Source organism: Xylophilus sp. Leaf220 (assembly GCF_001421705.1).
Classification (GTDB): domain Bacteria; phylum Pseudomonadota; class Gammaproteobacteria; order Burkholderiales; family Burkholderiaceae_C; genus Xylophilus.
Genome location: NZ_LMKO01000003.1, coordinates 65,504 through 78,961, shown reverse-complemented (window position 1 = coordinate 78,961; position 13,458 = coordinate 65,504). Strand labels below are relative to the sequence as shown.

Here is a 13,458-nt window from a genome sequence, read left to right as displayed (position 1 = left end):
CGGACGGCCGCAGCCGCGACTTTCGGAAGAATAGTAGCCGCAGCCGTTGCGGGACGCCGGCCGTCAGCTATGCATTCAATAGCAGACGGCCGGCCACCGCCGCAGGCCCGCTACAGCCGGTGCGTCCGGTCGCCCCGCACGAACCCCATCGGCTCCCACGGCGCGCCGGCACCCAGGGCCAGCACCTTGAAGAACTCGCCCATCTCGTGCTCGTGGACCAGCTTGGCCGCCGCGGCCCGCTCGGCCGGGGTGGCCGCGTCGAGCAGCGGGCCCAGGCCGCAGTTGTAGAGGAAGTGGGCCTGCGTGGTGTAGCCCAGCACCTCCAGCCCGGCCTCCTGCGCGGCGACGGCGATGCCGGTGAAGTCGACATGGGCGGTGATGTCCTTGTCGCCCACGTCGGCCAGCGGATCGCCGTCGGCCTGGTGGGCGCGGTGGCACATCACCGTGCCCATGTGGCGCTGGGGGTGGTAGTACTCGGCCTCGGGAAAGCCGTAGTCGAGCAGGAAGGCGGCGCCGCGCTCCAGCCGGTCGGCCAGGGTGCGGACAAAAGCCTGTCCCTGGGGGTGGACCTCGGTCAGGTAGTCCTGCGGGCCCTCGATGTCGACCGGCGGTCGCAGGTCGGTCGGCCGGTCCTGCCAGGCGAAGCCGCCGCCGGGCGCCAGCACCACGCCGCGCTCGTGCCAGGTGCCGCTGTGCTGGCCGCCGTGGCGGGCCAGCAGCTGGACCGGCATCGCATCGAGCACCTCGTTGCCGACCACCACGCCCGCGAACCGCTCGGGCAGCGCATGCAGCCACTGCACCGTGTCGCCCCAGGCGGCCAGCCGGGCCTGCTGGCGCGCACGCAGGCTGCCCGACAGGTCGACGACCACGTAGCGGCGCAGCGCCACGCCGCGGGCCTGGAGCGCCTCCAGCAGCTGGGCGGCCAGCGCGCCGGAGCCGGCGCCGAACTCCCAGACCTCGTCGGTGCCGGTGGCGGCGAGCGCCTCGGCCACCTGGGCCGCGAGCGCCCGGCCGAAGAGCGGCGACAGCTCCGGCGCGGTGACGAAATCGCTGCCCGACTGCGGCATGGTGCCGAACTTGGGGCTGGCGCGGTCGTAGTAGCCCAGGCCCGGCGCGTAGAGGGCCAGCGCCATGAAGCGGTCGAAGCCGATCCAGCCGCCGGCCTGGTCAATCGCGTCGGCGATGGCGGCGTGCAGCGCGGTGGGGTCGGGGCCGGCGGCGGGGCCGGTCGATAAACTCTCGGGTCTCGTCGTCATCCCCGGATTGTCTCCCGCCGTGCTGCCCGCCTCCACCGCCCCCATCGCCTCCCTGCCCGCCCCGCGCACCGTGCTCGTCACCGGGGCCGGCCGGCGCCTGGGCCGGGAGATCGCGCTGGCGCTGGCGGCCGCCGGCTGGCAGGTGGCGGTGCACTACCGGCACTCCGAGGCGGACGCTATCGAAACCGTAGCTGAATGCCGTCGCCACGCGCCGGCCGCAGCGCTTTTTCATGCGGATCTGGAAGACGAGGCAGCGGTGCGCGGCCTGGTGCCGCAGGTGGTCGCGCACTTCGGCGGGCTGGACGCGGTGGTCAACAACGCATCGCTCTTCGAGCACGACGATGCGCAGAGCTTCGGCTTCGACGCGCTGGAGCGGCACCTGCGCAGCAACACCGCCGCGCCGATCCTGCTGGCCCAGGCGCTGCATGCCCACCTGCAGGCGCGCGGATCGGCGGCGGGAGACGGCGTGGTGGTCAACCTGCTCGACCAGAAACTGTGGAACCCGAACCCCGATTTCCTGAGCTACACGCTCTCCAAGGCCGCGCTGGAAGCCGCCAACACCCTGCTGGCCCTGGCCCTGGCCCCGGTGCTGCGGGTGGTGGGCGTGGCGCCGGGCCTGACGCTCACCAGCCACATGCTCAGCGACGAGAAGTTCGCCGCCCTGCACCGGCTGTCGCCGCTCGGCCGCTCGTCCTCGGCCGAGGACGTGGTGGCGACGGTGAAGTTCGCGCTGGAGAACCGCTCGCTCACCGGCACCACGCTGCTGGTCGACGGCGGCCAGCACCTGATGAAGTTCGAGCGCGATTTCAGCCTCATGTAGCTCTCCCCCAGGCTTCGCACTGCGTGTCTTCGCCAACCCCCTTCCGGGGGCGGTGCTGGCGGCCCGGCGGAGCCGGCTCCGCGGCACCCTGGGAATACCGCCTCGTTTCCCGCCCCTGTTTTTTTTCCAAGGCTTGTCACCCATGTCCACCACCAAAGGCACCCAGATCCTCACCCTCACCGGCCTGCGCTTCGACGCCAACCTGGGCATCCTGGAGCAGGAGAAAACCGCGCCCCAGCCGATCCGGGTCGATGCCGAGCTGAACCTGGGCACGCAGGACCTGCTGCCGCACGACGACGAGATCCTGCAGGTGCTGGACTACCGCAAGGTGCGCAAGATCGTCATCGACGAGTGCACCGCCGTGCACGTCAACCTGCTGGAGAGCCTGATCGGCAAGGTGTCGCTGCGGCTGATGCAGCTGCCGGGCGTGCTGGGCGTGCGGGTGAAGATCGCCAAGCTGGAGATCTTCGACGACTGCGAGGTGGCGATCCGGGTGGAGACGGGGCAGTGGTAAAACCCGCTGCGGCATGGGCACGCGCGAGGCGAAAGCGGTGGCAACAGGTTTGTTCAGGCTCGGCCCTGATGGAAAAGCGGTGAATCAGATGAGCGTGGTTTCCATCGACGGCATGCATGCCGGAGCCTCTTCGAAACTCGAATGGCTTCAGGTATTGCGCGGCATCGCCGCCCTGTTGGTACTGTATTTCCACATGGGCCCCCACTGGGCCGGGGTTCCCACGCTGGCAGGCTTTTCGAAGGCGATGCATTTCGGCTTCTTCGGCGTCGACGTGTTCTTCGTGCTGAGCGGTTTCGTCGTCTACTCGTCCGCGCGCAAATGCATCACCGCGACCCAGATCCAGGATTTCCTGAAGCGCCGGGTGCTCAGGGTCTACCTGGGCTACTGGCCCGTGCTTCTCGTCTTCGCCGTATTGCCCGCGGTGCTGAGCGGCACCGTCGAGAAAACGCCCAAGCAGATCGTCAAGAGCATCCTGCTGCTGTATCCGAGCGGCGCAGACAACTGGCTGCCGACGGCCTGGTCCTTGACGTACGAGCTGTACTTCTATGTCTGCCTGGCCGCGATCTGCCTGCTGGCCGGCGCCCGTCGGCTGCAGGTGGTGACGTGGGTGGTGGCCGGCATCGTGGCCTGGAACGCGTTCTGGTTGATTTTCCACCCGGCCACCCTGCAGGTGGGCAAGCAGCCGCTCTATTTCGTGCTCTCGGCCTACTTCGTGGAGTTTCTGGCCGGCGCGCTGATATCCGAAATGGCGATCCGGTGGAAGAGCCACGGACTCGATCCCTGGCTGTGGTTGCCGATTTCCGTTTCGGTAACGCTGCTGGGCTTCTCGGTCGGTACCACGTCGGGGTATTTCGACCATGTCGATTTCATGAAGGCGGGAACCTTCGGCATCGCGGCGGTGGGCATGCTGTTCACGACGCTGTTCGTTCAATTTTCGGGTATGTCCGCACCCAGGTGGCTGGTCAGGATCGGCGACGCATCCTTCAGCCTCTACTTGATCCACCCCTACCTGCTGGACCAGATGGGAAGCATCCGGTACCGCTATCTCGAAAGCGGGCCGGCCATCGTGCTCACGCTCTACTCCCTGCTTTTTCCGGGGCTCATCGTCCTGGCGGCCTGGATCTGGTTTCGGTTGGTCGAAGCCCCCCTGATGGCATGGGTCACCAGGCCCCGGGTCCGGCGCGTTGAATACCATCCGAGCGAAACGCCCCGATGACCGGGCGGATGGCCCGCAAGGACCGCACATTTGAAACCCATTCTCTCGGAGGCCGCATGAGCGCCGTCTGGACCCACGAAGACACTTTCTCCCCTTCCTCCGCCGCCGCCGCGGCCCCCGCCTCGCCCGACTTCAAGATCGAGCGCGAGACCCACAAGCTCGAGAAGCGCCTCTGCCGCGAGATGGGCCGCGCCATCGTCGACTACAACATGGTCGAGGAAGGCGACAAGGTCATGGTCTGCATGTCGGGCGGCAAGGACAGCTACGCGATGCTCGACATCCTGCTGAAGCTCAAGGCCCGCGCGCCGATCCGGTTCGACATCGTGGCGGTCAACCTCGACCAGAAGCAGCCGGGCTTTCCGGAGCATGTGCTGCCCGAGTACCTGGCCCGGACCGGCGTGCCCTTCCACATCGAGAACCAGGACACCTACAGCATCGTCAAGCGGGTCATCCCCGAAGGCAAGACCACCTGCGGTCTGTGCAGCCGGCTGCGCCGCGGCATCCTCTACCGCGTGGCCGACGAGCTGGGCGCCACCAAGGTCGCGCTGGGCCACCACCGCGACGACATGCTGCAGACCTTCTTCCTCAACATGTTCTTCGGCGGCAAGTTGAAGAGCATGCCGCCCAAGCTGGTAAGCGACGACGGCAAGCACATCGTCATCCGGCCCCTGGCCTACGTGGCCGAGAAGGACCTGGTGCGCTGGGCCGCGCACCGGCAATTCCCGCTGATCCCCTGCACCTTATGCGGCAGCCAGGAGAACCTGCAGCGCAAGCAGGTCGCCGAAATGCTGCGCGAGTGGGAGAAGATATTCCCCGGACGTATCGAGAGCATGTTCGGCGCGCTGCAGAACGTCGCGCCCTCGCACCTGCTCGACGGAACCTTGCACGACTTCAAGGGTCTGAAGGCGACCGGCATCGCCAGCGAGGACGGCGACAAGGCCTTCGACCCCGAGACCTTCGCGCCCGCCCAGCCCGCCAGCCTGAGCATCGTGCAGATCTGACACCCATCGGGAGGCTTTCCATGTCGCGCATCTCCGTCGCATTCGCCCTCGCCGCCGCCGCGGCGCTGGCGGGCTGCTCCACCACCCGCCTGGTCGATACCGACGTGCAGGCGTTCTCCACCGTCGCCGCCATTCCGGCCGGCGCCACCTACCGGTTCGAGCGCCTGCCCTCGCAGCAACTGGCCGGCGCCGCCCAGCAGACGCCGCTGGAACAGATCGCCACCGGCGCGCTGGAGCGGGTGGGCCTGAAGCAGGACGAGGCCAACGCCCGGTACAGCGTGCAGGTCGGCCTGAGCGCCCGGCGCGAGATCAGCTACGACCCGTGGCGCAGCGGTCCGGGCTGGGGTCCCGGCTGGGGCTACGGCGGCGGCTTCTACGGCCGGCGCTACGGCTACGGCGGTTTCGGCGGCTACGGCTACGGCGGCGGATGGGGCTTTCCCGACCGCATCCTGTACCGGCAGCAGATCAACCTGCTGGTGCGCGACCTCTCCAGCGGCACCGTGGTCTACGAAACCCATGCCGACCACGACAGCCTGCAGCCCGCCGACGCGCAGGTGCTGGCGGTGATGTTCGATTCGGCGCTGCACGGCTTCCCCAACGCGCCGCTGGGCGTGCGCCGGGTCAACGTCGAGATTCCGCGCTGACCGCCGGCCGGTGCCACTCGGCGCACCGGCCGGATGCCGCGCCGGGCGCATCCAGGCCGATCGCCGGCGCAGAAAACACGGGCCGGCTGCTATCCTGAGGCGCACCGCCTGCCGGATGCGACGCCACCCCCGGCGGCGCAGCAGCCCGCCTCTATGCACGCCACCCGCATCATTGCCATCCGCCACGGCGAAACCGCCTGGAACGTCGACACCCGCATCCAGGGCCAGATCGACATTCCCTTGAACGACACCGGCGAATGGCAGGCCGCACGCCTGGCCGAGGCCCTGGCCGACGAGCCGATCGCCGCCGTCTACGCCAGCGACCTGCTGCGCGCCCACCGGACCGCCGAGCACGTCGCCCGGTCGCAGGGCCTGCCGGTGCGGGCCGACACCGGCCTGCGGGAGCGCGCCTTCGGCAGCTTCGAGGGCCTGACCTTCGACGAGATCCACGCCACCCTGCCCGACGACGCCCGCCGCTGGCGTACCCGCGAGCCGGAGTTCGTGCCCGGCGGCACCGGCGAATCGCTGATCGTGTTCCGCGCGCGGGTGGTCGAGACGGTGCACGCGATCGCTGCCCGCCACCCCGGCGAGCAGGTGGTGGTGGTCGGCCACGGCGGCGTGCTCGACGTGCTCTACCGCGCCGCCACCCGCCAGGAGCTGCAGGCGCCCCGCACCTGGAAGGTGGGCAACGCGGCGATCAACCGCCTGCTGTGGACGCCCGACGGCCTCAGCCTGGTGGGCTGGGCCGACGACGCACATCTGGCGCGCCAGGAGCTGGACGACGGGACGGTGTGAGCGTCCGCCCGCCGATCAGCCGCCGCTGCACCCTGGCAACGCCGTGCGGGTCGCGACGGTAGCGGCACTGTCGTCGCGGCCGCCGGCGTTGCGGGTGTAGGTGCAGCCGTAGCGGGCGTTGGCCAGGGTCGCGGGCGTCTTCACGTCGTCGCCGGCGGGCTTGGTGCCCTTCTCGACCCAGTCGGCCATGGCCTTGAATGCCTCGGACTGCTCGGCCACGGTGAAATCGCAGTGGCTGGGTGCGCGGATGGCGCGCTGCACCAGCCACTGGCCGTTGCCGTTGGCCTCGACGCGGTCGCGGTAGACCTGCTCCATGTGGAAGGGCACGTACATGTCGCCCAGCGTGTGGATGGTCACCACCGGAATGCGGAACTGGCCGTTGACCCGCGGCACCCAGCGCAGGCCGTCGGTGCGCAGGCGGTTGGCGTCGGCGGCCGGCACCCACTTGGCGATGGTGGCGTTGAAATCGGCCACCTCGGCCGCGCTGGCGTTGAACCGGTAGACGGTGGCGGTGGTGTCGATGCCCTGCTTGTTCAGGATGCCGTTGATGGTGCCGTCGCGCCCGAAGGTGCCCCACACGGTGTTCTGCAGCGACGCGTTGGCGAAGCCCTGGTCGAAGATCGGCCGCGGCCCGCCGGTCAGGTTCATGACGATGTCCTTGAGCTTCTGCCCTTGCGGGGTCACCGACGAGAACGACGTCTGGCTGGCGAACAAGGCGTCGCGCACGCGCGGTGCGAGCGTGGCCCAGTCGGTCGTGGGCACGGTGGTGGCGGGAACGCCGGCCAGCTTCTGCGCGGCCAGCTGGTAGGCACCGAAGTAGTTGTACAGCGACAGATCCCCCAGTACCGCGCACATCGGCAGGGCGCCCTGGTAGCTGCGCTTGTTGACCGCCGTCTGCTGCGCCTCGTCCTCGATGGCGGCCGCGACGACATGGCCGCCCATCGACACGCCGGTCACATAGGTGCGGGCCGGCTCCGACAGCACCCGGCCGTTGGCCGCGGCGATCGCGACGAACGCGTTGGCCAGCGCATTGGTGTCTTCCACGCCCACCCGCACGTCGTAGAAGTTCTTGGTATAGCTGGACGCGGCCCAGGCATAGCCGTTCTCGATCAGGTACCGGCGGAAGGCCGGGTTGGACACGGTCAGCGCATTGCCTTCGCCGGCATAGCCGTGGGCGTACATCACCAACGTGCCGTTCCAGTTCTTCGGCACCTCGACGCGGTAGCCCGCTCCGGCGTTCACCCCGCTCCAGCGGTCGGTCTCCGCCGTGGTGCCGTCCAGGGCCGCGAAAGGCAGGCTGGCGGTCGACACGGCGAAACTGGTGCGGCTGTCCTGCGCGCGGGTTTCCTCCGGCGCAGGGCTGGAACCGCCGCCGCAGGCGCCGAGCAGCAACGCGCTCATGGCGCTGACGGCGGCCGTGCGGGGAGAGAAGGAGGAAAGGGTCGGCTTCATGTTTTGTCTCTTTTGATCGGGTGGAAAAGCATCGGCACAGGGGCGGCACCAGTCTAGGGACGGCGTTCATCGCCCCTGCGCGGGCTTTCCCGCGACGTTGTCGCCAGGGCGACGCAGATCAGCCGTGAGGCTGAGCCACCGCGAATCGCATTCGTGACAGCGTTGTGCGCATGTCAACGCAAAGGGTCATTCGGTGCGAGTGTGCGGATCGCCTTCTTCCGTCGGCGACACATCCGGTCTGTTCCGCTGCTCGGCAGCGTCGGCAATCACCGCGGGCAAGCTGTCTAACAGCGCGGGCAATGCGTGCCGAACCGTGCGCCAAACCACGTCGAGGTCGATCGCGAAATATCCGTGTGCCACCTGGTTGCGCATGTCCTTGATGCTGCGCCATGGCACCTGCGGGTGCCGTGCCAAAAGTTCGCCATGGCCTGCCATCAATTTCGTGGCGGCCTCCCCCAGCACCACAAAATTGAACAGCACGGCTTGCTGGGTACGTGTGTCGGCGTGAAAGGCAGCCTGGTCCAACGCGGCGGTGTAGGCCAGGATCTGGCGCGTCGCCTCCTGCATGTGCTGCAAGTAATCCAGCAGACGCGGCCCCGATGTCATACCGGTTGCGCCTCGGCCACGACGATGGCGCGCACATGGGCCGGCAGGCCGGCCGGGGTTCGGACATCCACCGGTACGCCCAGCAGATCTTCCAGTTCGCCCTGCAGGCCCCCCAGGTCGAACAAGGTGGTTTCGGGCAATGGGTCCACCAGCAGGTCCAGATCGCTGCCGTCTGCATCCACGCCGTGCAGCACCGAACCGAACACACGCGGGTTGGCGACTTTGAAGCGAAGGGCGATCGGCGCGATCCGGTGGCGCATCTGCCCGAATGGAATGGAGGGTTTCATCGTGCGGCCTGTTCAGTGGACATGGATGTTGCGAAATGGACTCGAATCCGGAACCGGTACCTGCGTCGCAGCCCCGAGCGCTGCACTCCCGTCACTCTAGCGCAGCGTCCTAACGGTGCGCATGGTCGAAGGATCGTGCCCGGCATGGCGGATCGCACGGCGGGTACTTGCCCCGGCAGGCAACCGATCCGGCCCACCCGGCGACAATGGGCGCCTACCCCCCGCACACCCATGATCGCCCGCCACACCTTCACCCCCCTCAACAACGCCCGCCTCGCCAACCTCTGCGGCTCGATGGACGAGCATCTGCGCACCATCGAGCGCGCGCTGGACGTGAAGATCGCGCACCGGCACGAGCAGTTCAAGGTCGATGGCCCGAAGGCCAAGGCGCAACAGGCGATGGAGGTGCTGCAGGCGGTCTACGAGATGGCCGAGCGGCCGGTCTCGCCCGGCACGCTGCAGCTGATGCTGGCGGGCGATGCGGCGACGGCCGAGCTGCCGGGCGGCGACATCACCCTGACCACCCGCCGCACCGACCTGCGGGCCCGCACGCCCACCCAGGCGACGTACCTCGAGAACATCGCCAGCCACGACATCACCTTCGGCATCGGCCCGGCCGGCACCGGCAAGACCTACCTGGCGGTGGCCTGCGCGGTGGATGCGCTCGAGCGCAGCGCGGTGCAGCGCATCGTGCTGACCCGGCCGGCGGTGGAGGCGGGCGAGCGGCTGGGCTTTTTGCCCGGCGACCTGAGCCAGAAGGTCGACCCGTACCTGCGGCCGCTCTACGACGCGTTGTACGACCTGATGGGCTACGACCGGGTGCAGAAGGCCTTCGAGCGCAACGCGCTCGAGATCGCGCCGCTGGCCTTCATGCGCGGCCGCACGCTGACCAACGCCTTCGTGATCCTGGACGAGGCGCAGAACACCACGCCCGAGCAGATGAAGATGTTCCTGACCCGCATCGGCTTCGGCGCCAAGGCGGTCGTCACCGGCGACGTGAGCCAGATCGACCTGCCCAAGGGCGCGATGAGCGGGCTGATCGACGCCGAGCGGGTGTTGAAGCGCACCAAGGGCATCGCGGTCACCCGCTTCACCACCGCCGACGTGGTGCGCCACCCGCTGGTCGCACGCATCGTCGACGCCTACGACGCCGCCAGCCGGCCGAGCGCGGCCGCCGCCCGGCGCCGCGACTGATCCGTCTACACACTTGCTATAGAAATAATAGCCAGAGGCCGGCGAAAGGCGCCGGCCGGAAGCCGATTCCATGCTGAACCCCCTGTCGCTCTCCCTGCAGTTCGCCCGCTTCCCTGACGCGTCCGTGCACCGGGCCGCCCTGCCGCGCCACCGCGTCGCGCGCTGGATCCGCCACGCGCTGGAGGCCGAGGGCGAGATCACCGTGCGGATCGTCGACGCCGAGGAAGGCCAGGCGCTCAACCGCAGCTACCGCGGCAAGGACTACGCCACCAACGTGCTGACCTTCGACTACACCCAGGAGCCGGTGGTGACCGCCGACCTGGTGCTCTGCGCGCCGGTGGTGGCGCGCGAGGCCGCCGAGAACGGCAAGTCGCTCGAGGCGCACTACGCCCACCTGCTGGTGCACGGCACCCTGCATGCCCAGGGCTGGGACCACGAGACGGGCGACGAGGACGCCGAGGCGATGGAGGCCCGCGAGGTCGAGATCCTGGCGGCCCTCGGCTACCCCAGCCCCTACTGACGGCGGCACGGAAGCTGCAGGACCTCTTTCTGATCGGTGTTTTCCTCCGTACACAATAGGCCCATGCCGAACGGACGCTCCCCTTCGCGATGACCGCCCCCGCCATTCCGCCCGAAGCGCTCGACGAGAGCCACTACCGCCGCGCCCTGGGCGACTTCTGCGACACACGCGTCGTCAGCGCGCACGATGCGATCTACGCGGTCAACGGCACCAAGCTGATCGAGAAGGGTGCGCGCATCGACCGCGCCCTGTACGACCGGCTGCTGCAGCACCGGCTGGCCGAGTCGATCGACCAGCACATGGCGGTCGAGGGCATGCTGGGCCTGTCCGAACTGGAGACGATGGCGCGCGGCCTCTGCGCCGGCGCGCCGCTGCCCCGGCGGATGGCCGCGCGGCTGGGTTCGCCCGATGCGATGGTGCTGCCGCTGCGGGCGGTGCCGCTGCCGGCGCCGGTCGCCCTCAAGCTCACCCTCATGCGCGACCAGCACCCGGCCTTGCTGCAGCAAGGGCTGCAGGCCCTGCTGGTGGCGCTTTACCTCGGCACCCGCCTGAAGCTGCCCGAAGCGCAGATGCAGTCGCTGGCCGCGGCCAGCCTGCTGCGCGACCTGGGCATGCTGCACATGGACCAGACCTGGCTGCAGGCCCAGCGCACCATGGCCGACGCCGAACGCCGCCACCTGCGGGCGCACCCGATCACCTCGATGATCCTGCTGCGCGCGCAGAAGGTCTATTCGGAGGAAGCGGTGATCGCCGTCTTCGAGCACCACGAGCGGCTCGACGGCACCGGCTACCCGCGCGGCGCGAAGGCGGCCGACATCTCGCCGCTGGGGCAGGTGCTGCTGTCGGCCGAACTGGTCGCCGCGATGGCGCACAAGTTCGGCGAGGCCTCGCCCCACCACCTGGCGCTGGTGCTGCAGCTCAACCAGCGCGCCTTTCCGAAGGTGCTGACGGCCGAGCTGCTCGGGCTGCTGCAGGACGCGATTCCGGTGGCCAGCGCGGGCGACGCCGAGCTGGCCGCCCGCCAACTGCGCCTGCTGGCCGAGGCTTTCGAGCAATGGGCCGAATGGAAGGCCGCCCTGCCCACCGGCCCGGGCGATACCCCGGCCCACTGGATGGCCGCGCGGATGGCCGGCCTGCGGCAGATCCTGATCGAAGCCGGCACCCACCCCGACCAGCCGGCCTACCTGCTCGACCAGGGCGGCGGCGACGACCAGCAGGTGGCCGAGGCGGTGGTCATGGGCCGCGAGGCGCTGTGGCAGCTCACCAGCATCTGCCGCGAATGCCTGCAGCGCTGGCCGCACCTGGCCGCCGCCACCGAGGGCGGCACGAGCCCCGCCCGCAAGGGCGATGCGGCGGTGGCGGCCTGGTGCGCCTGGGTGCAGCAACGGCTCTCGGGCGCCGCGCCGGCCACCGGCGACCGACGCAGCGACAGCGACGACGGCGCGGGCGCCTGAGATTCGGCGGTCGTCTAGGCCGGCCGCACCGTCACCGGAATGGTCACCGGCCCGTCGTTGACCAGGTGCACCTGCATGTCGGCACCGAAGCGGCCGGTCTGCACCACCGGGTGCGCCGTGCGGGCCCGGGCCACGAAGTAGTCGTACAGCCGCTCGCCCTCGGCCGGTGGCGCGGCGCGGGAGAAACCCGGGCGCGTGCCGCCGGCGGTATCGGCCGCCAGGGTGAACTGGCTCACGACGAGCAGGCCGCCCGCCACGTCCTGCACGCTGCGGTTCATCTTGCCGTCGGCGTCCGGGAAGATGCGCAGCTTGAGGAGCTTGGCCAGCAGCCGGTCGGCTTCGGCGTCGGTATCGCCGCGCTCCGCGCACAGCAGCACCAGCAGGCCGCAGCCGATCTCGCCCACCACCTCGCCCGCGATCCGTACACGGGCTTCGCTCACCCGCTGCAACAGCCCGATCACCGTTCGCCCCTGCAAACGTGCATTCCAGCCGGCGCAAAACCAACACAAAATGCAAGAAAAGGTAATAAACCCATAGGAATTGATGGCTGACGTAGCATTCGCGACCGCGTGTGAGAGAACGAAACCATGAAGATTACAAGCCTTTTGTCCCTATTTGCCGTCTTTGTGGCCACTGCCGCAGGTTCTGCCGCAGCCCAGGACGTGCGTGCCGGCACCGCCAAGGTCGTCGGCGGCGCCGTGACGCTGCAGAACGCCAAGGGCGAGCGTCCGCTGCAGTCGGGCGACGCGCTTAACGCGGCCGACCGGATCGTCACCGGCGCGGACGGCTCGGCCAGCGTGGTGCTGCGCGACGGCTCGGTCATGGTCATCGGGCCGAAAAGCCGGATGGAGCTGAAATCCTTCGCCTTCGATTCGACCACGCACGACGGCAACATGGGCGTGTCCCTGCTGCGCGGCACGATGCGCATGGTGACCGGCCTGATCGGCAAGAAGCGGCCCGAAGCGGTGCAGGTGGAAACGCCGACCTCGACCGTCGGCATCCTGGGCACCGACTTCATCCTGGAAGTGGCCGAGGCAGAGGCCGCCAAGTGACTCTGCGACGCCTGTCCGCCACCGCCGTGGCGGCATTGGCGATGCTGGCGGCCGGCTGCGCCGCCCCGCCTCCTCCGCCGCCCGCCGGCCCCACCACCCGGGTGGTACTGCTGCCGCAGGAGGACGGATCGCCCTCGGCCGTGGTGCTGCGCTCGGGCAACGCCCAGCAGAAGATCGACACGCCGTACGCCCAGGCCAGCGCCATCGAGGGCCAGGCACCGCAGGTGCAGCAACTCGAAGCCGGCGCGGTTCGGCAGGGCTATGCCCCGCTCTTCTCCAGCGCGCCGCCCAAGAGCCAGCGCTTCGTCGTCTATTTCCTGACCGGCACCACCAAGCTGGCGCCGGAATCGGCACGCACCATCGGCAACGTGCTCGACACCGCCACCCAGTTCCCGGGCGGCGAGATCCTGATCATCGGCCACACCGACACGCTGGGCGCGACCGAGCTCAACGATACGCTGTCCCTGCGCCGGGCCAACGAGGTCCGCGACATGTTCATCGCGCGCCGCTTCCCGGCCAGCCGGCTGGAAGCGGCCGGCCGCGGAGAACGCGAGCCGGCGGTCGCCACCCGCGACAACACCGCCGAACAGCGCAACCGCCGGGTCGAGATCATCGTCCGTTGAGACGGCAGGCCGGCCCCGTGCCGG

The 13,458-nt window shown here is 69.3% G+C and carries 16 protein-coding genes; 11 read left to right on the top strand and 5 right to left on the bottom strand.

What is annotated here, in order from left to right; translation table 11 throughout:
• Positions 1 to 110: 110 nt before the first annotated feature.
• Positions 111 to 1,256: a class I SAM-dependent methyltransferase gene (locus tag ASE76_RS06285; RefSeq protein WP_055836487.1), complete on the bottom strand. Its 1,146-nt coding sequence runs from the start codon at positions 1,254 to 1,256 to the stop codon at positions 111 to 113.
• A gap of 19 nt (positions 1,257 to 1,275) precedes the next feature.
• Between ASE76_RS06285 and ASE76_RS06280 the strand changes: the two genes are divergently transcribed.
• The 6 genes from ASE76_RS06280 (at position 1,276) to ASE76_RS06255 (ending at position 6,246) form a co-directional block, all read left to right on the top strand.
• Positions 1,276 to 2,076, top strand: a complete 801-nt coding sequence (locus ASE76_RS06280) for an SDR family oxidoreductase (RefSeq protein WP_369793379.1) — start codon at positions 1,276 to 1,278, stop codon at positions 2,074 to 2,076.
• Positions 2,077 to 2,218: 142 nt separating this feature from the next.
• Positions 2,219 to 2,590: a dihydroneopterin aldolase gene (locus ASE76_RS06275; protein WP_055836485.1), complete on the top strand. Its 372-nt coding sequence runs from the start codon at positions 2,219 to 2,221 to the stop codon at positions 2,588 to 2,590.
• A gap of 13 nt (positions 2,591 to 2,603) precedes the next feature.
• Entirely contained in the window at positions 2,604 to 3,806 is a 1,203-nt protein-coding gene (locus tag ASE76_RS06270) for an acyltransferase (RefSeq protein WP_082448076.1), read from the top strand.
• A gap of 56 nt (positions 3,807 to 3,862) precedes the next feature.
• Positions 3,863 to 4,807: a tRNA 2-thiocytidine(32) synthetase TtcA gene (gene ttcA, locus ASE76_RS06265; RefSeq protein ID WP_055836479.1), complete on the top strand. Its 945-nt coding sequence runs from the start codon at positions 3,863 to 3,865 to the stop codon at positions 4,805 to 4,807.
• Positions 4,808 to 4,827: 20 nt separating this feature from the next.
• Positions 4,828 to 5,451: a DUF4136 domain-containing protein gene (locus ASE76_RS06260; RefSeq protein ID WP_055836477.1), complete on the top strand. Its 624-nt coding sequence runs from the start codon at positions 4,828 to 4,830 to the stop codon at positions 5,449 to 5,451.
• A gap of 153 nt (positions 5,452 to 5,604) precedes the next feature.
• Positions 5,605 to 6,246 carry a histidine phosphatase family protein gene (locus tag ASE76_RS06255; protein WP_055836474.1) on the top strand — a complete coding sequence of 214 codons (642 nt, stop codon included), beginning with the start codon at positions 5,605 to 5,607 and terminating at the stop codon, positions 6,244 to 6,246.
• A gap of 15 nt (positions 6,247 to 6,261) precedes the next feature.
• On the opposite strand, the gene ASE76_RS06250 is transcribed toward ASE76_RS06255, so the two are convergent.
• The 3 genes from ASE76_RS06250 to ASE76_RS06240 all read right to left on the bottom strand — a co-directional run bounded on the left by ASE76_RS06250 (position 6,262) and on the right by ASE76_RS06240 (position 8,591).
• Positions 6,262 to 7,647: a hypothetical protein gene (locus ASE76_RS06250; RefSeq protein ID WP_055836471.1), complete on the bottom strand. Its 1,386-nt coding sequence runs from the start codon at positions 7,645 to 7,647 to the stop codon at positions 6,262 to 6,264.
• 237 nt (positions 7,648 to 7,884) lie between these two features.
• On the bottom strand, positions 7,885 to 8,304 hold the full coding sequence (locus ASE76_RS06245) for a DUF86 domain-containing protein (protein WP_055836468.1): 420 nt from the start codon (positions 8,302 to 8,304) through the stop codon (positions 7,885 to 7,887).
• Positions 8,301 to 8,591, bottom strand: coding sequence for a nucleotidyltransferase family protein (locus ASE76_RS06240; protein WP_055836465.1), 291 nt, complete (start codon positions 8,589 to 8,591; stop codon positions 8,301 to 8,303). The genes ASE76_RS06245 and ASE76_RS06240 overlap by 4 nt, the downstream gene beginning before the upstream one ends.
• A gap of 231 nt (positions 8,592 to 8,822) precedes the next feature.
• Here ASE76_RS06240 and ASE76_RS06235 point away from each other — a divergent pair, with 231 nt between their 5' ends.
• From ASE76_RS06235 to ASE76_RS06225, 3 genes are all read left to right on the top strand, one after another.
• Positions 8,823 to 9,785, top strand: a complete 963-nt coding sequence (locus ASE76_RS06235; protein WP_055836462.1) for a PhoH family protein — start codon at positions 8,823 to 8,825, stop codon at positions 9,783 to 9,785.
• 70 nt (positions 9,786 to 9,855) lie between these two features.
• On the top strand, positions 9,856 to 10,305 hold the full coding sequence (gene ybeY / locus ASE76_RS06230) for an rRNA maturation RNase YbeY (RefSeq protein WP_055836459.1): 450 nt from the start codon (positions 9,856 to 9,858) through the stop codon (positions 10,303 to 10,305).
• Between the two features lie 89 nt (positions 10,306 to 10,394).
• Positions 10,395 to 11,759 carry an HD-GYP domain-containing protein gene (locus tag ASE76_RS06225; RefSeq protein ID WP_055836457.1) on the top strand — a complete coding sequence of 455 codons (1,365 nt, stop codon included), beginning with the start codon at positions 10,395 to 10,397 and terminating at the stop codon, positions 11,757 to 11,759.
• A gap of 14 nt (positions 11,760 to 11,773) precedes the next feature.
• On the opposite strand, the gene dtd is transcribed toward ASE76_RS06225, so the two are convergent.
• Positions 11,774 to 12,220: a D-aminoacyl-tRNA deacylase gene (gene dtd, locus ASE76_RS06220; protein ID WP_055836454.1), complete on the bottom strand. Its 447-nt coding sequence runs from the start codon at positions 12,218 to 12,220 to the stop codon at positions 11,774 to 11,776.
• Positions 12,221 to 12,421: 201 nt separating this feature from the next.
• Here dtd and ASE76_RS06215 point away from each other — a divergent pair, with 201 nt between their 5' ends.
• Together ASE76_RS06215 and ASE76_RS06210 are read left to right on the top strand one after the other, a co-directional pair.
• The gene (locus tag ASE76_RS06215; protein WP_236698358.1) at positions 12,422 to 12,811 is read left to right on the top strand and encodes a FecR domain-containing protein; all 390 of its coding nucleotides are present in this window, start codon (positions 12,422 to 12,424) and stop codon (positions 12,809 to 12,811) included.
• Complete coding sequence (locus tag ASE76_RS06210) at positions 12,808 to 13,434, top strand: OmpA family protein (protein ID WP_156362545.1); 627 nt, start codon at positions 12,808 to 12,810, stop codon at positions 13,432 to 13,434. Before ASE76_RS06215 ends, ASE76_RS06210 begins: the two co-directional genes overlap by 4 nt.
• The last annotated feature ends 24 nt before the right edge of the window (positions 13,435 to 13,458 follow it).